The following is a 20,903-nucleotide window of genomic DNA, read 5'->3' as shown; positions in this document are numbered from 1 at the left end:
ACCTTCAAGATAAAGGGCGGTCCGGGCTGAGGAGGGGAGAGGGCGTGGGCAAGGGTCGCCGGCGCGCCGCCGAATGCTTTGCGAATTCCTCGTGCGGGGTATATACTCGGGCGAGTCCCAGAAGCTGTTGGCTGCTTGAGGATTCGCAGGTTTGGCGTGACCCTCGTGAAGAGCTACCAAGACCACTCGACCGACGAAAACGGTCTGACGATGCAAGAGCTTCTCGACGCCAAGATGGGCACGAGTTATGCCGTGCTTCGGCGCGGCGACGTGATCGAGGGCTCGGTCGTCGCGATCGACCGGGAGGGCATCCTGGTCGATATTGGTGGCAAGTCGGAAGGGCACGTCCCGGCGAACGAGGCAACCTGCGTCGCCTCGGGCGAGGAGCCGCTCAAGGTGGGCGACACCGTGCTGGTCTATGTCGTTCAGCCCGAAGATGTCGGCGGGGTTGCGGTGCTCTCGGTTGACCGAGCGCGCGCAGAGCGCGGCTGGCGGCGCATCCAACAGCTGTATGAGACTCAAGCCATCTTCGAGGCCGAGGTTGTCGACTTCAACAAAGGCGGGCTGATCGTTTCGATCGATGGGGTGCGCGGCTTTCTGCCGAGCTCCCAAGTGATGGGCCTCCGCACCGAGGGAGGAGCAGAAGCGCAGCTTGAAGAACGGCTGAAGGAAATGGTGGGGCGGACGCTCCGCCTGAAGGTCGTTGATGTCAACCGGCGGCGCAACCGCGTTATTCTGTCGGAGCGGGCGGCGATGCAGGAATGGCGCTCCCAGCAAAAAGAGCGCCTCCTGGGTGAACTCGCGCCGGGAGATGTTCGGCGCGGCGTGATCACGAGCGTCACCTCCTTTGGCGCCTTCGTCGACCTCGGCGGCGCAGATGGGCTGATCCATCTGTCGGAGCTGTCGTGGGACCGGGTGGAGCACCCGAGCGAGGTAGTCAAGCCGGGCGACGAAGTGAACGTCTACGTGATGAACGTTGACCCGGAGACGAAGAAGATCGGACTGAGCCTCCGGCGCGCTCAAGGGGAGCCGTGGCAGCGGGTGCTGGGAAGGTATTCTCTGGGACAGCTCGTAACTGGTAAAATTACGAAGCTGACGTCGTTCGGGGCGTTTGCCCGACTCGAAGAGGGGATCGAGGGGCTGATCCACGTCTCCGAGTTGAGCGACCGGCGGATTACTCACCCGCGGGAGGTTGTCCGCGAAGGGGACGTTCTGACGTTGAAGGTGGTCAAGATCGAGCCAGAGCGGCACCGGCTCGGTCTGAGCCTCCGGCAAGCGGTAGAAGACCTTGGGGAGGACGCCTTTCGTGGTCGTCGCAATGACCATGATTAATCCCACCGAACGACGCAGAAGCAATTCGTTCAGGGCGCGCGGCGCCCAGCATGGAGCAGGCGGCCATGGCTGACCGCTTTGACAAATTCACTGAACGCGCGCGGAAAGTCTTGACCCTTGCTCAAGAGGAAGCGCAGCGCTTCAATCACAACTACATCGGCACCGAGCACCTCTTGCTCGGCCTCGTCCGCGAGGGGGACGGCGTCGCTGCGAAAGTGCTCGCCAACCTCGGCGTCGAGCTGAACAAGGTGCGTTCGGCGGTCGAGTTCATCATCGGCCGCGGCGACCGGATGGTGCTCGGCGAGATCGGCCTTACCCCTCGCGCCAAGAAGGTGATCGAACTGGCCGTCGACGAGGCGCGCCGGCTGAATCACCACTACATCGGCACCGAGCACCTGCTGCTCGGGCTGGTGCGCGAAGGAGAGGGGATCGCTGCGGGGGTCCTCGAGAGCCTTGGCGTCAACCTCGAACGCGTGCGGGCCGAAACAATCCGTGTCCTCAGCCAGTCGATGCCGCAGTCGCATCCGGAGATGCGCAGCCCAGCGCGGACCCCGACGATCGATCAGCTCGGCATGGACTTGACCGCCGCGGCGCGAGCCAACAAGCTCGACCCGGTCATCGGCCGGCAGAAGGAGATCGAGCGGGTCATCCAGATCCTCTCGCGGCGCACGAAGAACAACCCGGTGCTGATCGGCGAGCCCGGCGTCGGAAAGACGGCTATCGCCGAAGGGCTGGCGCAGCGCATCGTCAACGGCGATGTGCCCGAGACGCTGCTCGGGAAGCGGCTGCTCACGCTCGACATCGGCGCGCTTGTCGCCGGCACGAAGTATCGCGGCGAGTTTGAAGAGCGCCTGAAGAAGGTGATCGAGGAGATCCGCGCCTCGGGCAACTGCATGCTCTTCATCGACGAGCTGCACACCCTCGTCGGTGCGGGTGCCGCCGAGGGAGCGGTCGATGCCGCCAATATCCTCAAGCCGTCCCTCGCCCGCGGCGAGCTGCAATGCATCGGCGCGACCACGCTCGACGAATACCGCAAATACATCGAGCGGGATGCTGCGCTCGAGCGGCGCTTCCAGCCGGTGATGGTCGAGGAGCCGACCATTGAGGAGACGATCGAGATCCTGCGCGGGATCAAGGACCGCTACGAGCAGCACCACCGCCTGACGATCACCGACGAGGCACTGAAAGCGGCCGCCGAGCTCGCCGCTCGGTATATTCCCGACCGCTTCTTGCCCGACAAGGCGATCGACCTGATCGACGAAGCTGCCTCGCGCGTCCGGCTCCAGCGGTCGATGACGCCGCCCTCGCTGAAGGAGGCGCTCAAGGGCCTCGAGACGGTCCGCCGCGAGAAGGAAGCGGCGATCAGCAGCCAGCAGTACGAATATGCCGCGGAACTGCGCGACCGCGAGCTGAAGCTGGCCGACAAGATCGAAAAACTGGAGATGGGCTGGCAGTCGTCGCAAGGGTCGTCGAAGCCGGAGGTCGGGCCGGACGATGTCGCCCAAGTGGTCTCGATGTGGACCGGCATCCCCGTCGTCCGGATCGCCGGCGACGAGTCGCAGCGCCTGGTTCACATGGAAGAGGCGCTCCACAAGCGCGTCGTCGGCCAAGATGAGGCGATCTCGGTCGTCTCGAAGGCGATCCGCCGCGCCCGCGCCGGCTTGAAAGATCCCAAGCGGCCGATCGGGTCGTTTATCTTCCTCGGCCCGACGGGCGTCGGGAAGACTGAGCTCGTCCGCGCCCTGGCCGAGTTCCTCTTCGGCAGCGAAGACCACATGATCAAGCTCGACATGAGCGAGTTCATGGAGCGGCACGCTGTCGCCCGGCTGGTAGGCGCGCCGCCCGGCTATGTCGGGTACGACGAGGGCGGCCAACTGACCGAGGCGGTGCGGCGCAAGTCGTACAGCGTCGTCCTCTTCGACGAGATCGAGAAGGCGCACCCCGACGTCTTCAACATCCTGCTGCAAATCCTCGACGAAGGGCGGCTGACCGACGCGAAAGGGCGGCGGGTCGACTTCCGCAACACGGTCATCGTGATGACCAGCAACGTGGGAGCGGACCTGATCAAGCGCGACGTCGTGACCGGCTTCCGCACCACGCGCGATGAAGTGAAAACGCGTGAACAGGCCTACGAGCGGATGAAGGAGAAGGTGATGGCAGAGATGAAGAATCTCTTCCGTCCCGAATTCCTCAACCGGATCGACGCCACCGTCGTCTTCCATCCGCTCTCGCGCGAGCAGATCCGAAGCATTGTCGACCTCGAGATCGCCAAGGTGCAGAAGCGCCTGGTCGAGCAGTCGATCACGCTCGAGATCTCCGACGAAGCCAAAGACTGGCTCGCCGAGAAGGGCTACGACGAGACCTTCGGCGCTCGCCCGCTCCGCCGCGTCATCCAGAACAACGTCGAAGACCGGCTGTCCGAGGCGCTGCTTGAAGGCACGGTGCGGCCCGGCGACACGGTCCGGATCATCGTCGAAGGCGACGACCTCGCCATCCGTACCGCTGCTCTGGTCGAAACACCCTAGACCTCATGGACAGGCGGCGGGCCCCCGGCTTCTCTTCCCGGGGGCCTTTTGCTTGTTCCCGATTGAGCGACGCGCCCGGTAATCGGTAGAGTACCCCTATGGCAGTCCGACGGATTGGAGTGCTCACTGGCGGCGGCGACGCGCCGGGGCTTAATGCCGTCATCCGCGCCGTCGTCAAGACCGCCATCCATGAATACGGCTGGGAAGTCATCGGCATCCGCAATGGCTTTGAGGGGCTGATCCCTCCCTCGAGCGCCGGACCGCTGACGCTCGACGGCGTCCGGGGGATCCTCCCGCGCGGCGGGACAATCCTCGGCACCGCCAATCGCGGCAGCCCCTTCGTCCGGCGTGTCACCGCCGAGGGGCGCGTTGAATTAGTCGACCAAACCCCCGAAGCCATTGCCACTCTCGACGAACTCGGCATCGACGCTCTTGTCGTCATCGGCGGAGACGGCACGCTCAACATCGCCCACGAGTTAGCCAAGCGGGGCGTGCCCGTTGTCGGCGTTCCTAAGACGATCGACAACGACCTCCCTGAAACCGACCAGACCTTCGGGTTCGACACCGCCGTCCTCACCGCAACCGAGGCGATCGACAAGCTCCATACCACGGCGGAGAGCCATCACCGCGTGATGGTGCTCGAGGTAATGGGCCGCGATGCGGGCTGGATCGCCATTCACGCCGGCATTGCGGGGGGCGCGGATGTCATTCTCATCCCCGAGATCCCATTCCACGTTCGGAAAGTCGTCGAGAAGATCGCGGAGCGCGACCGAGCGGGCCGGCATTTCAGCATTGTGGTCGTCGCGGAGGGGGCAAAGGCCGCCGGAAGCGGCCAGTTCTACGTCAAGCCAAAGGATGAGCTGTCGCTCGGTCGGCTCGGCGGCATTGGCGAATGGCTGAGCGACACCCTCGCCATGTCGAGCGGCCATGAGTCGCGCTGCACGGTCCTCGGTCACCTCCAACGGGGCGGCACGCCGACCGCATTTGACCGCGTTTTGGCGACGCGCTACGGAGCCGCCGCCGCGCGCGCCATCGCCAAGGGGCGGGTCAACCACATGGTGGCATTGAAAGGCAATGTCATCTGTGAGGTGCCGCTCGAACAGTGCGTCGGCCGCATCCGCACCGTTCCGCCCGACGGCGAACTGGTGCAGACCGCGCGCGGCCTCGGCATCTCGCTCGGCGTGTGACAAGGCGGCGCCCCGGCCTCGCTTCTGCTGAGGCCAGGGCGCGCCATCAGCCGTGGAAGAGGAGGAAGAGCGGCAACAGCACGAGGGTGATCGTGCTGAACAGCTTCACGAGCACGTGCAGGGAGGGCCCTGCCGTGTCCTTGAACGGGTCACCCACGGTATCGCCCACCACTGCCGCAGCATGCTCCGGCGTCGCCTTCTTGATGATCGACCCGTCGGCGGCTTTGAGGTTCCCTGCCTCGATAAACTTCTTGGCGTTGTCCCAGGCGCCGCCGGAATTGTTCAAGAAAGTGGCCACGAGAATGCCGGCGATCGTGCCGACGATGAGCAACCCGCCTGCCGCCTGCCAGCCGAGCGCAACGCCGACGACGACAGGCCCCGCCACGGCGAGCAGGCCCGGCGCGACCATCTCTCGCAGCGCGGCGCGCGTGGTGATATCGACGCAGCGGCCGTAGTCCGGCTTCGAGGTGCCCGCCATGATGCCGGGGTCAGCGCGGAACTGCCGACGCACCTCTTCGATAATCTTGCCCGCGGCGTTCCCCACCGCCCGAATGGCGAGCGAGCTGAACAGGAAGACGATCATCGCGCCGATCAGCGCGCCGATAAAGACATCAACCTTGGCAAGATCGATCGTGATATTGGCGAGGGTCGCGACGCCGCTGTTGGGGCGAGCAGAGAGGAACAGCCCTACGTTTTCAATGTAGGCCGAGAAGAGCAGGAAAGCGGCCAGTCCTGCGGAGGCGATCGCGTAGCCTTTGGTCAGCGCCTTCGTCGTGTTCCCCACCGCATCGAGCGCGTCCGTGATGTGACGCGTCGACTCCGGCTGATGCGACATTTCGGCGATCCCGCCCGCGTTGTCGGTGATCGGGCCGAACGTATCCATGGCAAGGATGTACGCCGTTGTCATCAGCATCCCCATCGTCGCGATGGCAGTGCCGAAGATCCCATAGATGAGACCGGCCGACTGGGCGTAGAACGCTTTCGCGTTCGGATCGATCGGGATCGCTTGGCCGGCCTGCTGTCCGAGCCAGAAGGCAAGACCGAGAGCGAGCGAGATGGCGATAGCGGTTGGCGCAGTTGTCTCGAACCCGACGGCAGTGCCGTTGACGATGACTGTTGCGGGCCCGGTGCGCGAGGCGTTCGCGATCTCCTGCACCGGCCGCCAGCTGCCGGCGGTGTAGTACTGCGTGATATAAACGAAGGCGATGCTGGTGACAATGCCGATTACGCCAGCCAATGCCAACTGCCAGCTGTTCAAGATCAGCATCGCCGAGCCGACCATGAAGATGGCCGACAGGGCCGCCGCGAGATAATACCCGCGGTTGAGCGCGCTCATCGGGTCTTCATTCTGACGAGCGCGCACCACCAGTAGTCCCGCCGCGGAGGCGAAGATCCCCAGCGCGCGGATGATGAGCGGGAAGAATACCCACGCCGAGTTGCCCGTCAGCTGCGCCACGGCGACGCCGAGGATCATCGCGCCGATACTCTCGGCCGCCGTGGACTCGAAGAGGTCCGCGCCGCGGCCAGCGCAGTCACCGACATTGTCGCCGACAAGGTCCGCGATAACGGCAGCGTTGCGGGGGTCGTCCTCCGGCACGCCCGCTTCCACCTTCCCGACGAGGTCTGCTCCCATGTCGGCCGCTTTGGTGTAGATCCCGCCGCCCAGCTGCGCGAAGAGGGCGACGAACGAGGCGCCGAAGCCATAACCGACGATGAGATAGGGCGCCGTCTTCGGGTCGACAAGGCCGCCGTACAGCACAAAGAGGATGTAGACGCCGAGCAAACTGAGCGCGACGACGAGAAAGCCGGAGACCGCCCCGCCTCGCATCGCCGCCGACACGGCGCCATCAAGGCTCGTGCGAGCAGCCGCAGCGGTGCGGATATTCGACTTCACGGCGACGAACATGCCGGTAAAGCCGGAGATCCCCGAGCAGAGCGCTCCCAGCAGAAACGCGACCGCCGTCCGCCAGCCAAGGTCAAACCCTTGGGGAAGACCTTCGGGCTGCGGAATGAAGGAGAGCGCGACCCCAATGATGATCGCTCCGACCACAGAGAGGAGAGCGATCGTTTGATACTGGCGGCGGAGAAACGCCATCGCGCCTTCGTAGATGATATCTGCTATCGCCCGCATCTCGGGGGTGCCGGTGTCCCGTCGGAGCACATCCCAAGCGAGATAGATCGCGAAGACGACGGCGAACACTCCAGCAACTGGAACGATCCAGAAGAAGTGGTCCACTCGATATCCTCCATTACGCGTCGGCTGCTGAACGTGGGGTCATGAGAGACCAAACGCGTGCCGGTACTTCCTTGTGGAGAGGCGCTTTCACCAGAACGCCTGCCGAGTCGAGGGCGCGATCAGACCGGCGCATGCCAGGCAAAACCGTCGTCTCTGCGCGCCGGTTCGCCGGCAGTCTAGCATGGGAAGCCGAAGCCTGCAACGCGACGCGCGCTAGTCGGTGCAGCGAAGGAGCGAGGCGAGCTTCGCTTCCAGGCGCGCTTGGCGAATGGCGAGGGTTAGGTCACCGCGCGTGCGTTCAAGGAGCGCGCGAACGCCGTCGGTCGTCCGGCGCAGTCCTCCGGTCAGCGTGTCGGGAAAGTCCATCGTCACCAGCACACTGTAGATCGCGTCCATCGTCTCGAGCAGCTCCTCTGAGCGGCCGAGTTCGCCGCGGCGGAGCAAATCGAGGATCGCCCGCCGCAGCTCCCCGACCGCTTCCCCCAAGCCGTTCACGTAGGGCACAACGCCGACCCCCAGCGAGTGCGGGGTCGGCAGCGGGTCCCCCGCAAGGAGCGCGACCGTCGTGGCTGCCTCGGCATACTCTTTCTCGGCATCTTGCAGCCATCCCGCATAGCGAAGGTCGGGGTGCTCCCGCAAGCTCGCGGATGTTGCGGCAAGAGCGCTCCTTGCAGTGTCGAGCAGCTGGCGCGCACGCTCCAGTTCGCCCCGGTGAACCGCACGGATCGCGTTTGCCGCCGCGCGGATCACCTCGCGCTGGGCCTGCAGGCCCGCCTCACGCAGCCGGTTCTTCTCCTCCAGTTCCGCGCGGATCGCCTCGCCGACCGCTTCGATCTCGGTCATGGCGTCTCTCCAAACGCTGCAGCGAGCTGGCGCGCGGCCGTTTCGGGGTCTGCTGCCTGCGCGAGTGCACCGATGACGGCGATCATGTCGGCTCCCGCCGCGATCACCTCCGCGGCGTTGCTCGGCGTGATCCCGCCGATTGCGGCAATCGGGCAATCAACGGCCGCGCGGATAGCGCGCAGGCCGGCTATTCCTGCTGGGCGGGTGTCGGTTTTCGAGGCCGTTGGGAAGATGGCGCCAACGCCAAGGTAATCGGCGCCGTCGGCGACCGCCCGCAGTGCCTCGGCAACGGTATTCGTCGAGCAGCCGATGATCAGCCGCTCCCCCGCAACTGCCCGGGCGGCGCGGACCGGCAGGTCATGCTGGCCGAGATGGACGCCGTCCGCGCCCGCGGCGAGGGCGATATCGAGCCGGTCATTGATAAAAAACAGCACCCCAGCTTGGCGCGCACGCGCCCCGAGCGCCTCAGCACGGCGAAGCGTTTCCGCCGCCGGTCCGCGTTTGTCGCGCAACTGGAGGAGGCGCGCGCCGCCGCGGATGGCAGCGTCGGCAAGGGCGTGGATGGCACCCGCTTCGGGGTCGAGAATGACGTACAGCCCGCGCAGCCGGGCAGCGACCTCTTCTCGCCGCGTCAGCTCAAAACTCCCGGCTTTCGGCGGCTGCCTCATACTCTTTCAGCAGCTCGCCGGAGCGGCCTTTTTCGACGATCTCGTCGATCTGGGGCATCAGGTCGGTCATTCCGAGCTCTGCCATCCGCTTCTTGGCATACAGCCCGATATTTCGGCTATCGCGATAGAAGTCCTCTCCCGGCATTTTCGAGGTGTCGAGCTCGGCAAGGCGGTCTGCCTCGGTGCGGTGAACGGCAACCCGCGGCATGATCCGGCGCAGATCGGTGCTCCCGCAGTGCTCGCAGACGGCAGTGTACGGCTGACTGACGGAGCGCGTGAAGATCTCGACGCGCCGGCGGCAGCGAAGGCAGCGGAACTCGTAGATCGGCATCAGTCGTCTCCCCCTTCCTCACCGCCGTCCTCGGTCGTATCGTCTCCCCCGCCAAACTCGCCCATCTCGTCGGGCATTTCGCCGGCTTCCATTCGCTCGATCATCTCGTCGAATTCAGGACCGAGCTCCTCCCCCATTTCGGCGCCCATCCGGCGCGCCCAGCGCGCAATGCTGCGCGGGTCGTTCTCATCGAGGTCGCCGAACGCGCTCGGGTCGGCAAGATCATCCAGCCGGCTTTCCTCGCTGCGGAGGACGGCAAAGAGCGAGACGAGGCGCCGCATATCGCGCGAGCCGCACTCTGGACAGACGGGGTCGGTTACTGTCGCCACGCTTCGAAAGAAAAGGGTCTGCCGCTTTCGACAGCCGTTGCAGCGATATTCGTAGATCGGCATCGTCGGCCGTATCCCCCGAACGATCTCCGGCTTCGAGTATAGCAACCTATACCGGAGAGGGGTACGGAAGGAGCGACAGCGCCTCCTGGATCATGCCGACCCGCGTCTCTGTGCCGGGAGGATACAGCCGGCCGCGGCTGTCCGGCGCAACGATTGAGAGCGATTGTCCCTCGACCTCAACTTCGTACGCGACCGTCGCGCCGAGGAATGCCGTCTGCTTGATCACCGCCGGCACGCCGTCACCATCGTGAACGAGGCGCAGCGCTTCCGGCCGCGCGACCAAGATCGCCCGGTCGCCGCAGTGATAGCTCGCCGCCGCGCGCCGGTCCGCGGGAACCGCGATCCGCCGATCGAAGACCCGCACGAGCACCACTCCCGCGCCAATCCCATCGATCATGCAGTCGAGCAGGTTCGCGCGCGCGACATAATCGGCGACGAAGGGCGTCGCGGGCCGGTAGAACAGTTCAACTGGAGTATCGATCTGCTCGATCCGTCCCGCGCGAAGAAAGGCGACCCGATCGCTGTTGGACAAGGCCGCAGTGCGGTCGCAGGTGGCTGCGATCAGGCTCGCCTCGCTGCGGGTGGCGAGACCGCGCGCGAGCGCGAGGCCGACCGCGGGGTCTCCCACGGGCTCATCGACCAGCAAAACCTTCGGCTCGATCGCGACTGCCCGCGCCAGCGCCACGCGCCAGCGCCCTTCATCGGTCAACGCGCTTGCCGGGCGGTCAGCGACCGCCGCCAGCCCGACGCGGGCGATCAAGTCCTCCGCGCGTTCGCGGACCACCGCGTCTGGTTCGCCGCGAAGACGCAGCCCAAACGCGACGTTGTCGAACACCGTCAGGTGGCCAAAGGTTGAGTTCTCGTGCGCGACAAAGGCGGTCGGCCGCTGGCCGGGGGGGAGCGCCGTGATCGGCTCGCCGTCCACCACAACCCGACCGAGCCGGACAGGTTCGAAGCCGGCAAGGGCGCGCAAGAGGGTCGTCTTTCCCGCCCCCGGCGGGCCGAGGATGACGACGGTCTCTCCCGACGCTGCTGTCAGGGAAATCTCGCGGAGCGCGCCCGCGGCAAGCTGCTCGACGATGATCATGGCTCTTCTCCCAAGCGGGCAGGACGCGCCACCCACGCGGCGACACCGCGGAGGATGGCGACGCTAGCGAGAATAGAAAGCGCGGCGGCAGCGGCGACCGGCCGCTGCGTCACCTCGCCGGCCGCAAGCACCAGGCTGACAGGATGATCGAGTCCGGCGAGCACCACGAACGCCGCTGCGCCGGACCCAACCGTTTTGGCCGCAAGCGTCAGCGCAGTGGCCGTATCGCGGCGCAGCCCAATCGGCGGGGCGATCAGGGCGGGGTGCGCGCCGAGGGCAGCCGCCGCCTCCTCCGCCGCAGGAGGGAGCGGCTGACGCGAGGGGAGGCGAGACGCGGCAAGATGAACCGCAATCACAAGGGAAACTAAGGCTAGCAGAAGCAGCGATCCCAGCTCGAACGAACGCACTCCTTCTCCCAGCGCGAGAACAACGCCTCCCGCCAGCACCGGCGCGGGAACCGCGCGGAGCACGCCAGACACGCGCCGAAAAGCGCTGCTCCGTCCCTCGCCGCCGAGGGCCGCGACAGCGGCCGCTACCGCCCCGAGGAGAGCCCCGCCGAGAGCGGCCGGCCATGCCGCGATCACGGGGCCGATTGCGCCGCCGGCAGCGGTGACGAGGACAAGCGGCGCCATCGCAAGGGGGAAGAGCAGCGCCATCGCGATTGTCAGGACGAGCGACGACCATCCGGGCAGCAGCTCGAGGACGGGCCGACTGAGCCGAGGCAGGCTGGCATGCCGCCACGCAGCGAGGCCCGCGACACTGCCGAAACTGAGCCAGACGATCATCATCGCCGCGACGGCCGCTGAGTCGCCCGCACGCGCCTGCGTCCAGATAAGGCCGGGAAGGGTGAGGAGAGGTCCGGCGAGCAGCACCGGCGTGACAACATCGGTGAGCGACCAGACGAACACTCCTGCTGCGATGGCAGGGAGGGCAGGAGCGAGCACCGGCCAGAGCACAACCCGGAAGCGGAGCCAGCCGCGGGCGCCGAGGTCCCGCGCCGCCTCATCAGCGGCAACGCTCGCCTCGGCCGAGGCGCCGATCAGCTGTTCGGCGACGATCGGTCCGAGGAGAAGGCTTTGCACCAGCGCGACCGCGACCACTGCCAGCACCGGGTCGCTCGGCTGGCCTACCGTCAGCAGCACGGCGAGCGCAACGACCACTGTCGGCACTCCGGCCGCCAGCGGGAGGGCGCGCAGCGCCACCGGCCGGAGCTCCACGGGGCCTGCGGCGGCAGCAAGCGCGAGCGCAACGCCTGCGCTGAGCGAGAACAGGGTCGCTGCTCCCGCCACGAGGAGCGAGTTGACCGCTGCAGCTGCTGTTCTGCTCAGGTCGAGGGCGTGGGGAGATGATGCGGCGGCAGCGATAAGAGCGACCAGAGCAGCACCGCTGAAGGCAAAGACGGCGATCGCGAGCCATTGGCGTGCTCGCCAGGCAAGGGGCGGCGCCGGAGGGACAGCGCCATGCCGAATGCGCGGTTCGCCTCGGCTCGGAACGGTCGCCAGCGGCCCCCCGAGGGGCCGGAGGATGGCAGGAACGCGGGCCATCAGGATTTCCTCCTTCGCCCGCATCCTACCACTGCCAGCTTGGCTGCTCTATCAGTTAGCCGGCAGGGCTGCTTCCTTGGATGAGCAAGGCCGCCTTGCGGCGGCCTGAAGAGTGCGCGGTAAGGGTGCTGCCCTTCGGCGGGGGAGGCGCGTCAGAGCGGCGGACTGTTGACGCTCCAGGCTGGGTCTGGCGGGATGATCCGACGAGCGAGCGGGGTGGTCGGCGGACGGGAGGGTTGGCGGAGAACGATCTCCGGCACCCGCACCTCAGGGGCGTCGGGGAAAAAGACCACAACCCCGTCTTGCCCAGCGGCCGCCGCTTCTGCCAGCCGCGCCACAATCGCATCGCCGAGCATCACGTTCCTCCTGATTGCTTTCCAGTCGCGACGTGAAGGGCACGAGCAGGCGCGGAGCAAACGCAGACAGAGGGCGCCCATCAGCGCCGTGATTCGCCCCTGCCCCGCCCGCACATGCCGCTACGAACTGTAGGCAGTCAGCGTGAGAGGAACGTGAAGAGAAGCTAAGGACTTGCTAAGAACTGCCGCCCCGCAGGAGGCAGCCGAGCGCACGCTGCCAGAGGAGCGCACCCGCTACCCCCACACTGGCGCAGTGATCGCGCCTTGGGAGGCGGACGAGACGCTCGCCGCATACTTCGCCATTACGCCGCTGGTGTAGCGGGGCGGCGGGGGCGACCAAGCGGCAAGCCGCCGGCGGATCACCTCCTCCGGGACATCGAGCGTGAGCAGGCGGTTCTCGATGTCGAAGATGATCGGGTCGCCCTCCTCGACGACTGCGATCACCCCGCCGCGGGCGGCCTCAGGGGCAACATGGCCGGCCATCAGGCCCCGCGTCGCGCCGCTGAACCGGCCGTCGGTCAGCAGCGCCACCGTCTCGCCCAACCCCTCGCCGACAATGGCAGCCGTCACGCCGAGCATCTCCCGCATGCCCGGTCCGCCGCGCGGCCCTTCGTAGCGGATGACGACCACATCGCCCGGGCGGATCTGTCGGCTCGTCACCGCCGCCATCGCATCCTCTTCGCGGTCGAACACGCGGGCGGGGCCGCGATGGTACATCCGTTCGTGACCTGCGATCTTGACCACACACCCTTCCGGAGCGAGGTTTCCCTTCAGGATAACCAGCCCTCCCTGCTGTTTGAACGGCCGGTCGACGGTCGTGATAACGGTCTGGCCGGGAGTTTCAACGGCCATCGCTGCTTCTTCGGCGATAGTTCGGCCTGTCGGGGTGAGGGCATCGCCGTGGATCAGCCCGCCGGCCAGCAAGCGTTGCGCGATGATGCCGCAGCCGCCGGCGCGGTCGACATCATAGGCAGTGAACCGTCCTCCTGGCTTCAGGTCGGCGATGATCGGCGTTCGCCGGCTGATCGTGTCAAAGTCATCGATGGTGAGCGGCACGCCCGCTTCATGAGCGAGGGCGAGCAGGTGGAGGACGGCGTTCGTGGAACCGCCCGTCGCCGCCACCGAAGCGACTGCGTTTTCAAACGACTTGCGGGTGAGCAGGGTGCTCGGCTTTCGGCCCGCCCGGAGCATCTCCATCACCAGCTTGCCTGCCTCAAACCCGATGCGGTCTTTGCGGGGGTCGACAGCAGGTGCGCTCGCGGTGTTCATAGGCGAGATGCCGAGAAACTCAAACGCGGTCGCCATCGTGTTGGCTGTGTACTGGCCGCCGCACGCTCCCGGCCCGGGACAGGCGACATCCTCGAGAGCGCGCAGCTCCTCATCCGACATCAGGCCGGCGGCGTTTGCACCGACCGCCTCGAACACGTCGAGGATGGTGACGTCGCGCCCCTTGTACTTTCCGGGAAGGATCGTCCCGCCGTAGAGCACAAACCCCGGGATGTCGAGGCGGATCAAGCCCATCGCGGTGCCGGGCATCGTCTTGTCGCATGCGGCAAGGCAGACCATGGCATCGAACAGGTAGCCCCGGCCTGCCAGCTCGATCGAGTCGGCGATCACCTCGCGGCTGATTAGGGAGGTCTTCATTCCTTCCGTGCCCATCGCGACGCCGTCCGCGATCGCGATGGTGTTGAACTCCATCGGCGTGCCGCCGGCAGCGCGAACGCCGGCCTTCACCTGCTCAGCAAGCCGCCGCAGGTTGAAGTTGCAGGGCATCGTCTCGATCCAGGTGTTGGCGATCCCGACGATCGGGCGGGCAAGATCGTCATCCGTGAAGCCGATCGCCTTGAGCATCGCCCGGGCGGGAGCGCGCTCGCGGCCGTTGGTGATGGCGGCGCTTCTCGCTTTGGGGTCATACGCCATGCTGCTCTCCTTCGAGGCGGTGGAACAAATTGTGCCAGAAGACGAGGCGAGAGAAGGCTCCAGCGTGCCAGTGCAGCAAGCTACCATGGTATGATGAAAAAAGATCGCATGTCGCACCGCATTCTTGTCATCGACGACGACCCCAAGATCCTCAACACCGTCCGGCGCGGGCTGGCCTATGAGGGATACCAGGTCGACATTGCCGGCTCGGGAGAAGAGGGGCTGCGTCTCGCGCGCGAGCATGCGCCAGACCTCGTCATCCTCGACATCATGCTCCCCGGGCTGGACGGGTTTGAGATCTGCCGGCGGCTGCGGGCGGGGGGCGATGTGCCCGTCCTCATGCTGACCGCCCGCGACGAGGTGTCGGACCGCGTTCGCGGGCTCGACCTCGGCGCCGACGACTATATGGTGAAGCCGTTTGCGTTCGAGGAGCTGATCGCGCGGGTGCGCGCCCTCCTCCGGCGCCGAGAACCGAGCAGCAGCGGCATCCTGCGCTATGCCGACCTGACGCTTGACCCCGCCAGCCGCGAGGTGTTCCGCGGCGACCGCCCGATCGAACTGACCAACCGCGAATTCGAACTGCTCAGCTTGTTCATGCGCCATCCGCGGCAGGTGCTCCCGCGCGCCACCATTCTCGAGCGCGTCTGGGACTATGACTTCGGCGGCGACTCGAACGTGCTGGACGTCTACATCGGCTATCTCCGGAATAAGCTGGAAGCAAACGGCGAACCGCGGCTGATCCACACGGTCCGCGGAGCGGGCTACGTGCTCCGCGAATAGCGATGTCTATTCGGCTGCGCCTCACCTTCTGGTATGTCGCGCTCCTTGCGATCATGCTGGCGCTGTTCAGTTCGTTTCTCTATGTGCTGTTTGAACGCAATCTGCTGGAAGAGATCGATAACTCCCTCTACGCCCGGGCCGACGAGATGATCCGCGTCCTCTCGGCCTCCGGACCGCTCCTCATTTCGCCCCGCATCCCCCCGACCGTCGATGCGTTCGCGTCGGGCGAGTTTTTCATCCAGCTGATCGACGCCGAAGGCAACCTGCTCGATCGCTCCAGCAACCTGATGTCGCAGCGGATCCCCGCCGACCCCGCGGTGCTGGCGCGGATCGTGCGGGACGGACGCGCCGGCTACGACACAATGCAGGCGGAGCGGCATCAACTGCGCGTCTACACTATCCCGCTGGTCAGCGGCGGGCGGGTGGTCGGCTTCCTGCAGATTGCGCGCTCCCTCGAAGAGCTGAAGGCGACGATGCTCCGCTTGCGCCAAGTGCTGTTCGTCAGTTCGGGATTTATCCTGATCGTCGCTTTTCTGACCGGGTCGCTGATCGCTCGCCGGGCGCTCATGCCGATCGACCGGATCACGCAGACCGCCCGCCGGATCGGTGTCTCCGGCAACCTGACCGAGCGGGTGCGGGCGCCCAGCCCGCAGGATGAGATCGGCCGCTTGGCGAACACCTTCAACTGGATGCTCGACCGGCTGGAACAAGCGTACAGCCGCCTCGAGCAGGCGCTCGCGGCGCAGCGCCGTTTTGTCGCTGATGCGTCGCACGAACTGCGCACCCCCCTGACAACGGTGCTCGGCAACCTCGACTTTCTCACCCGCCACGCTTCCTTCCACGACCCCGATCTGCGCGACGCGCTCGCCGATGCCAAATCGGAAGCGCAGCGCATGAGCCGGCTGGTGGAGGACCTGCTCTTTCTCGCCCGCGCCGACGCCGGCCAGCGGCTGCAGATGACGACTGTCCGCGCCGATGAGACCGTCCGCGAGGTGGTCCGGCAGGCGCGGCGGCTCGCCACCGGTCAGACGATTGAAGCGGGGCCGATCGCGCCGGCGACCATCGTCGCCTCTCCCGATCATTTCAAGCAGCTGCTGCTGATTTTGGTCGACAACGCGATCAAGTACACGCCGCCCGGCGGCACGATCCGGATTTCGGCCGAACTCGGCGGCGACCCGCCGGAGCTAGCGATCGAGATCGCCGACACAGGGCAAGGCATTCCCCCGGAAGCGCTGCCGCACATCTTCGAACGGTTCTACCGCGCCGAGCCGGCGCGCGCCGGGTCCGGCTCGGGGCTTGGCCTTGCGATTGCCCGCTGGCTGGTCGACGAGCACCAAGGCCGGATCGAGGTGACAAGCTCGGTGGGCAACGGCTCGGTCTTTACCGTTCGCCTCCCGGTCCTTGCCGTAAACGATGTCGCTCTGCCCGAGCCAGCGACGACTGCTGTCTCATCCCCGCGCTGAAGAGCATGTGAAGGAGCAGCCCGTGAATGTGCGCGTAATCGTTGGGGACATCACCACAGTCGACGCGGACAGCGTCGTCGTCAACCTCTTCGAAGGCGTGACCGCCCCCGGCGGGGCAACCGGCGCGATGGACCGCGCGCTCGGTGGCGTCATTTCCTCCTTGATCGCGAATGGCGACCTCAAAGGCAAGTTGAACGAAGTCGTCATCATTCCCGGCCGGCCGGACGGAGGAGCGCGCCGGGTAGCGATTGTCGGGCTCGGCAAAGCAGCAGAGTTCACCCTCGACCGTGTTCGCCAAGTGAGCGCTGAGGCGGCGCGAGCGCTCCGAAGCCGAGGCGCGCGCCGGATCGCAACGATCGTCCATGGTGCCGGCATTGGGGGACTCGACCCGGGCGCCAGCGCCAGAGCAACTGTTGAAGGCGCCCTGCTCGGTCTCTACCGCTTCCGCGGCTACCGCTCATCCGACGACACGCCCGACATCGAAGAGCTGATCATCGTCGAGCGCGAGGCAGCGCGGATCCCTGCAATCGAAGCCGCAGTGGCGCGGGGCGTCATCCTCGCCGAAGCGCAAAATCTCGCCCGCGACCTCCAGAACGAGCCTGCCAATCGCCTCACCCCTACCCTCCTCGCCGAGCGGGCCCGCGCCGCGCTTGAACCGTATGGCGTGGAGGTCGCAGTCTACGACGTCGCGTGGATGCGCGAGAAAGGGATGGGAGCGCTCCTTGGAGTCGCCCAAGGAAGCGCCGAGCCGCCGTGCTTTCTTGAGTTGCGCTATCGCGGGCAGGACGACCGCCCTCCCGTCGGGCTGGTCGGCAAGGGGATTACGTTCGACAGCGGCGGGATCTCGATCAAGCCGGCAGAAGGCATGGAGTGGATGAAGACCGACATGTCGGGCGGCGCGGCGGTGATTGGGGCGCTGCAAGCAATCGCTCGCCTGAAGCTGCCGCGCTCGGTGGTCGGGCTGATCCCGGCGACCGAGAACATGCCCGGCGGGCGGGCTCAGCGGCCGGGCGATGTCGTCCGGACGATGCACGGGAAGACGATCGAGGTGATCAATACCGACGCCGAAGGCCGGCTCATCCTCTCTGATGCCTTTGCCTACGCCCAAGCGCTCGGTCTCCGGCCGGTGGTCGACGTGGCGACGCTGACCGGAGCGATGACCATCGCTCTCGGCAAAGTGCGCACGGGCGTCTTCGCAAACGACGAGGCAACCCTGCACACCCTCCTCGCCGCCAGCGAGCGCAGCGGGGAGAAGCTGTGGGCGATGCCGCTCGATGAAGAGTATTTCGACCAGATCAAATCCGAGATCGCGGACGTCAAGAACACGGGCGGACGAGCAGCGGGGGCAATCACGGCGGCGATGCTGCTGAAGATGATGATCGAGGGCACGCCGTGGGCGCATCTCGATATTGCGGGCACTGCCCGTTCTGAAACAGTGAAGGGCTACCAAGTGAAAGGCGGCACGGGGGTCGCGACGCGCACGCTTGTCCATTTCGTCGAAGTGCTCACCGAGCGCGATCCCGAGGCGACGGCTGCGCCGCAATAGGCGCGCACCGCTGCAATTGACGCGGCGCTCGGCCTAGAGCAGGATCTTGGTGCCCTCGAAATCGAAGCGGAAACGCACTTCTTCGAGCCCACAGCGCGCCATCGCTTCCCGCAGGCGGTTGCGGTCGCGCGCATAGAAGAGGAGGAAGCCGCCGCCGCCGGCGCCGACCAGCTTCCCCCCAATCGCGCCGGCGCGACGGCCGGCTTCATACCACTCGTCGATCTGGGGGTTCGACATGCCGCGCGAGCGCCGGCGCTTGTGCTCCCAATGGTCATGCATGAGCGCCGCAAACTCCTCCGTTCTCCCGGCTTCGAGTGCACGTTTACTCTGCAGGCCGAGCTCCTTGATGTAGTGGAGGTTCGCGACCATCTCGGGGTCCTCCGCTTCTGTCCGCTGCTGCTGATCGCGGAGCACCTCTGAGGCGCCCCGCTCGAACCCGGTGAAGAAGAGGAGGAGATGATCTTCGAGATCGAAGAGGGTCTCCGGGGAGACCCGCAGCGGCGTTGCCGTCACCGTATCGTCGGGGTGAAACTCAAAACAGGTGAGGCCGCCATAGGCAGCGATATACTGGTCCTGCTTTCCGATAGGGCGGCCGAGCCGGTTGATCTCGATCTCGCAGGCCAATTCGGCCAGCTCCTGCTGCAGGAGAAGCCGACGGCGGTGAAGAAAGAGCGCCTTCAGCAGCGCCGTCGTAAAACTGCCGGATGACCCGAGCCCCGTTCCGGCGGGGATGTCTGCGAGGGTCGTGATCTCGATTTGGGGCGTCCGGAAGTCAAGGAGCCGCAGCGCTTCTCGAATAATCGGATGGTCTACCTCATCGATTGTCGAGCAGCGTTCCAGCTTCGAGTATTTGAGGAAGATCCCCGGGCTGAACGGCCGCATCACCGTGACGTAGACGTACTTGTCGATCGCTGCAGCCGTCAGGAACCCGCCATATTTCCGGTAATACGAGGGGAGATCGGTGCCACCGCCGCCCAGCGTAATTCGGAGGGGGCTCCGCGCAATGATCACTGCCAATCCTTCGCGCTCGCGCGACGCCGCGAGCAGAGACTCGAGCAGCGCTCGTCGGTGAGCGCCGCTCGGCTCAATGATTATGGCGAAGGACCAAGCAGCGGGTCGAGCCGAAGCGGGGGCGCCGTCGGCGTGACGCGCCCTGCTACGGCAGTCACTCGGTCGCGGCAGGGACAAGAGGGCCGGCTAGGAGGAGGACGCCGCGAACGACTGCGCGCGCCTCGCTGCTGTACGACGCGGCCTGCAAGTGACAACGCCGCTCTGCCCGCTCCCGCAGATTAGGCAAGGTCGTTGCCGCGCGCATCGATGGCGGGAGTAGACGAGATGCGCTCCTCATCGAAGACGGCGGTCACTCCCGTCATCCGACCAGCGACCAGATGCTGCATCACCCGCGCGCGACGGCCCGGATCGCCGAGCGTGATCAGTTCGAAGGTTTCGGTTGGCCCCTCCTTGAGACGAAAGTGCAGCAGGATGACACGCCGGTCAACCGGCCAGGCAGCGCCGGTTAGCTGCTCCCCTTCGATCAGCAGCCGACTTCCCTCGAACCGGCCAGCATAGCGGCGCACTTCGACGGCGCCATTGCGCGTGTAGATATTGCGCTGGGCATACTGGTTCGCCACCCAGTCAAGAGCGATGTCGCTGCGCGCCTCGTGGCGGTCGAGAATGTTCCCCGACGCGTCGTAGAGAACGTAGCGGCTTCTCCAGACCCCAACGTGCGCCTCCCAGAGAGCGCGCTCCCACGGCTCCATCGGCATGCTCCTCTTCGCCAGCAGACACTAGACGGTCAATATGACAGAGTACTGTCAGTTTGACGAGCATGACCTCCCCTCCTGAGGCCTCTGAAGCGTTTCAAGCTGTCCTGCTAGCCCTCTTTCAGCTTCACGGCGAGGTGCTGCAGGCCGCTGACGCCCTCTCGGCAGAGCTCGGCTCGAGCGGGGCGCGCTGGTAAGTGACGAACGTGGCAGCGCGTCGTCGTTGACCGTTTCCCGGATCGCCCGCCGGCTCAGCTTGGCACGCCAAAGCGTGCAGCGGACCGTCAGCGCGCTCGCCGCGGAGGGCGTGATCGAGTTGCAGCCGAACCCCGACGACCGCCGTGCTCCCCTCGTGATCCTCATCCCCAAAGGCCGGGCGCTTCATCAGGCGCTCAGCCAGCGGCAAGCGCGCTGGGCGAGCGCGTGCTTGAACAGGATCGAGGCCGAGACGCTGGCGGTGCTTGCTGCGCAACTGCGCGACATGACCGAGCGTGTGCGCCATGCGAGCGCACTCCTCCGCCCGCACCGCGCGCCGATCGCGCTCCCGACCGCGCCGGGCCGCCGCTTGGTGCAGGTCACCGCGGGCGAGCAGCGGGAGGAACCGTTCTGAGCGCCTTCCCGGTATCCCGCTCGTCGCATGGCAGCGAACGGGACGTCTCGCACACCTCCTCCAGCGCTCCAACCGCCGGCTCCCCTCGCCGAGCGGATGCGCGACCATGCAGCAGCCGCTCGCCATTCCGGCGCGAACGGGCACCATCCTGCTGCTGCGCGGTATCCACCTCAGCAACTCTTCAGGATCTAACCGCGCGGCAGGCCGTGGCGCCCGGGGACTGGACCGCATCGGCTGCCCGCCCTTGGAACGCGTTGTCCCAAGCGCGGCACACCGCTCGGCATGAGGCTGACCCGCCGGGATACTTGCGTCCGCTCTCT

General features: G+C 66.3%; 19 protein-coding genes. 8 read left to right on the top strand and 11 right to left on the bottom strand.

Annotation, left to right across the window (positions count from 1 at the left end):
- Nucleotides 1-156: 156 nt before the first annotated feature.
- The 3 genes from NZ773_03665 (at nucleotide 157) to NZ773_03655 (ending at nucleotide 5,044) form a co-directional block, all read left to right on the top strand.
- A complete protein-coding gene (locus tag NZ773_03665; GenBank protein ID MCS6801025.1) occupies nucleotides 157-1,332 on the top strand; it encodes a S1 RNA-binding domain-containing protein in 1,176 nt (391 codons plus the stop codon).
- Nucleotides 1,333-1,397: 65 nt separating this feature from the next.
- Nucleotides 1,398-3,857: an ATP-dependent Clp protease ATP-binding subunit gene (locus NZ773_03660; protein MCS6801024.1), complete on the top strand. Its 2,460-nt coding sequence runs from the start codon at nucleotides 1,398-1,400 to the stop codon at nucleotides 3,855-3,857.
- Between the two features lie 98 nt (nucleotides 3,858-3,955).
- Nucleotides 3,956-5,044, top strand: coding sequence for an ATP-dependent 6-phosphofructokinase (locus tag NZ773_03655; protein ID MCS6801023.1), 1,089 nt, complete (start codon nucleotides 3,956-3,958; stop codon nucleotides 5,042-5,044).
- Between the two features lie 46 nt (nucleotides 5,045-5,090).
- On the opposite strand, the gene NZ773_03650 is transcribed toward NZ773_03655, so the two are convergent.
- The 9 genes from NZ773_03650 to ilvD form a co-directional block, all read right to left on the bottom strand.
- Complete coding sequence (locus NZ773_03650; GenBank protein ID MCS6801022.1) at nucleotides 5,091-7,280, bottom strand: sodium-translocating pyrophosphatase; 2,190 nt, start codon at nucleotides 7,278-7,280, stop codon at nucleotides 5,091-5,093.
- A 213-nt stretch (nucleotides 7,281-7,493) separates the two neighbouring features.
- The gene (locus NZ773_03645; GenBank protein MCS6801021.1) at nucleotides 7,494-8,123 is read right to left on the bottom strand and encodes a haloacid dehalogenase; all 630 of its coding nucleotides are present in this window, start codon (nucleotides 8,121-8,123) and stop codon (nucleotides 7,494-7,496) included.
- Entirely contained in the window at nucleotides 8,120-8,791 is a 672-nt protein-coding gene (gene thiE, locus NZ773_03640) for a thiamine phosphate synthase (protein ID MCS6801020.1), read from the bottom strand. Before thiE ends, NZ773_03645 begins: the two co-directional genes overlap by 4 nt.
- Nucleotides 8,760-9,122 carry a zinc ribbon domain-containing protein gene (locus tag NZ773_03635; protein ID MCS6801019.1) on the bottom strand — a complete coding sequence of 121 codons (363 nt, stop codon included), beginning with the start codon at nucleotides 9,120-9,122 and terminating at the stop codon, nucleotides 8,760-8,762. Before NZ773_03635 ends, thiE begins: the two co-directional genes overlap by 32 nt.
- Nucleotides 9,122-9,514 carry a zinc ribbon domain-containing protein gene (locus NZ773_03630; GenBank protein ID MCS6801018.1) on the bottom strand — a complete coding sequence of 131 codons (393 nt, stop codon included), beginning with the start codon at nucleotides 9,512-9,514 and terminating at the stop codon, nucleotides 9,122-9,124. Before NZ773_03630 ends, NZ773_03635 begins: the two co-directional genes overlap by 1 nt.
- A gap of 46 nt (nucleotides 9,515-9,560) precedes the next feature.
- Nucleotides 9,561-10,601, bottom strand: a complete 1,041-nt coding sequence (locus NZ773_03625) for an ABC transporter ATP-binding protein (GenBank protein ID MCS6801017.1) — start codon at nucleotides 10,599-10,601, stop codon at nucleotides 9,561-9,563.
- Nucleotides 10,598-12,145 carry a hypothetical protein gene (locus NZ773_03620; GenBank protein ID MCS6801016.1) on the bottom strand — a complete coding sequence of 516 codons (1,548 nt, stop codon included), beginning with the start codon at nucleotides 12,143-12,145 and terminating at the stop codon, nucleotides 10,598-10,600. Before NZ773_03620 ends, NZ773_03625 begins: the two co-directional genes overlap by 4 nt.
- 152 nt (nucleotides 12,146-12,297) lie before the next feature.
- Nucleotides 12,298-12,504 carry a hypothetical protein gene (locus NZ773_03615; protein ID MCS6801015.1) on the bottom strand — a complete coding sequence of 69 codons (207 nt, stop codon included), beginning with the start codon at nucleotides 12,502-12,504 and terminating at the stop codon, nucleotides 12,298-12,300.
- A gap of 231 nt (nucleotides 12,505-12,735) precedes the next feature.
- Nucleotides 12,736-14,421: a dihydroxy-acid dehydratase gene (ilvD, locus tag NZ773_03610; protein ID MCS6801014.1), complete on the bottom strand. Its 1,686-nt coding sequence runs from the start codon at nucleotides 14,419-14,421 to the stop codon at nucleotides 12,736-12,738.
- A gap of 108 nt (nucleotides 14,422-14,529) precedes the next feature.
- Here ilvD and NZ773_03605 point away from each other — a divergent pair, with 108 nt between their 5' ends.
- The 3 genes from NZ773_03605 to NZ773_03595 are packed head-to-tail and all read left to right on the top strand — an operon-like array spanning nucleotide 14,530 to nucleotide 18,210.
- Entirely contained in the window at nucleotides 14,530-15,201 is a 672-nt protein-coding gene (locus tag NZ773_03605) for a response regulator transcription factor (GenBank protein MCS6801013.1), read from the top strand.
- A 2-nt stretch (nucleotides 15,202-15,203) separates the two neighbouring features.
- Nucleotides 15,204-16,664: an ATP-binding protein gene (locus NZ773_03600; protein ID MCS6801012.1), complete on the top strand. Its 1,461-nt coding sequence runs from the start codon at nucleotides 15,204-15,206 to the stop codon at nucleotides 16,662-16,664.
- Between the two features lie 22 nt (nucleotides 16,665-16,686).
- Nucleotides 16,687-18,210: a leucyl aminopeptidase gene (locus tag NZ773_03595; GenBank protein MCS6801011.1), complete on the top strand. Its 1,524-nt coding sequence runs from the start codon at nucleotides 16,687-16,689 to the stop codon at nucleotides 18,208-18,210.
- A gap of 33 nt (nucleotides 18,211-18,243) precedes the next feature.
- Here the strand turns inward: NZ773_03595 and NZ773_03590 are convergent, their stop codons facing one another.
- Nucleotides 18,244-19,221 (bottom strand): galactokinase, encoded by a 978-nt coding sequence (locus tag NZ773_03590; GenBank protein MCS6801010.1) that lies wholly within the window; start codon nucleotides 19,219-19,221, stop codon nucleotides 18,244-18,246.
- Between the two features lie 278 nt (nucleotides 19,222-19,499).
- The gene (locus NZ773_03585) at nucleotides 19,500-19,970 is read right to left on the bottom strand and encodes a hypothetical protein (GenBank protein MCS6801009.1); all 471 of its coding nucleotides are present in this window, start codon (nucleotides 19,968-19,970) and stop codon (nucleotides 19,500-19,502) included.
- 68 nt (nucleotides 19,971-20,038) lie between these two features.
- Here NZ773_03585 and NZ773_03580 point away from each other — a divergent pair, with 68 nt between their 5' ends.
- Nucleotides 20,039-20,170 carry a hypothetical protein gene (locus NZ773_03580; GenBank protein ID MCS6801008.1) on the top strand — a complete coding sequence of 44 codons (132 nt, stop codon included), beginning with the start codon at nucleotides 20,039-20,041 and terminating at the stop codon, nucleotides 20,168-20,170.
- 26 nt (nucleotides 20,171-20,196) lie between these two features.
- The gene (locus NZ773_03575; protein MCS6801007.1) at nucleotides 20,197-20,583 is read left to right on the top strand and encodes a MarR family transcriptional regulator; all 387 of its coding nucleotides are present in this window, start codon (nucleotides 20,197-20,199) and stop codon (nucleotides 20,581-20,583) included.
- The last annotated feature ends 320 nt before the right edge of the window (nucleotides 20,584-20,903 follow it).

The organism is Dehalococcoidia bacterium (assembly GCA_025054935.1).
GTDB lineage: Bacteria > Chloroflexota > Dehalococcoidia > SpSt-223 > SpSt-223 > JANWZD01.
This window is presented reverse-complemented; position numbering and strand designations above follow the sequence as displayed.

Coding starts and splice junctions, on each gene's coding strand:
- NZ773_03660 (MCS6801024.1), top strand. CDS start 1,398: ATGGCTGACCGCTTTGACAAATTCACTGAACGCGCGCGGAAAGTCTTG.
- NZ773_03655 (MCS6801023.1), top strand. CDS start 3,956: ATGGCAGTCCGACGGATTGGAGTGCTCACTGGCGGCGGCGACGCGCCG.
- NZ773_03645 (MCS6801021.1), bottom strand. CDS start 8,123: ATGACCGAGATCGAAGCGGTCGGCGAGGCGATCCGCGCGGAACTGGAG.
- thiE (MCS6801020.1), bottom strand. CDS start 8,791: ATGAGGCAGCCGCCGAAAGCCGGGAGTTTTGAGCTGACGCGGCGAGAA.
- NZ773_03635 (MCS6801019.1), bottom strand. CDS start 9,122: ATGCCGATCTACGAGTTCCGCTGCCTTCGCTGCCGCCGGCGCGTCGAG.
- NZ773_03630 (MCS6801018.1), bottom strand. CDS start 9,514: ATGCCGATCTACGAATATCGCTGCAACGGCTGTCGAAAGCGGCAGACC.
- NZ773_03625 (MCS6801017.1), bottom strand. CDS start 10,601: ATGATCATCGTCGAGCAGCTTGCCGCGGGCGCGCTCCGCGAGATTTCC.
- NZ773_03620 (MCS6801016.1), bottom strand. CDS start 12,145: ATGGCCCGCGTTCCTGCCATCCTCCGGCCCCTCGGGGGGCCGCTGGCG.
- ilvD (MCS6801014.1), bottom strand. CDS start 14,421: ATGGCGTATGACCCCAAAGCGAGAAGCGCCGCCATCACCAACGGCCGC.
- NZ773_03605 (MCS6801013.1), top strand. CDS start 14,530: ATGTCGCACCGCATTCTTGTCATCGACGACGACCCCAAGATCCTCAAC.
- NZ773_03600 (MCS6801012.1), top strand. CDS start 15,204: ATGTCTATTCGGCTGCGCCTCACCTTCTGGTATGTCGCGCTCCTTGCG.
- NZ773_03585 (MCS6801009.1), bottom strand. CDS start 19,970: ATGGAGCCGTGGGAGCGCGCTCTCTGGGAGGCGCACGTTGGGGTCTGG.
- NZ773_03580 (MCS6801008.1), top strand. CDS start 20,039: ATGACCTCCCCTCCTGAGGCCTCTGAAGCGTTTCAAGCTGTCCTGCTA.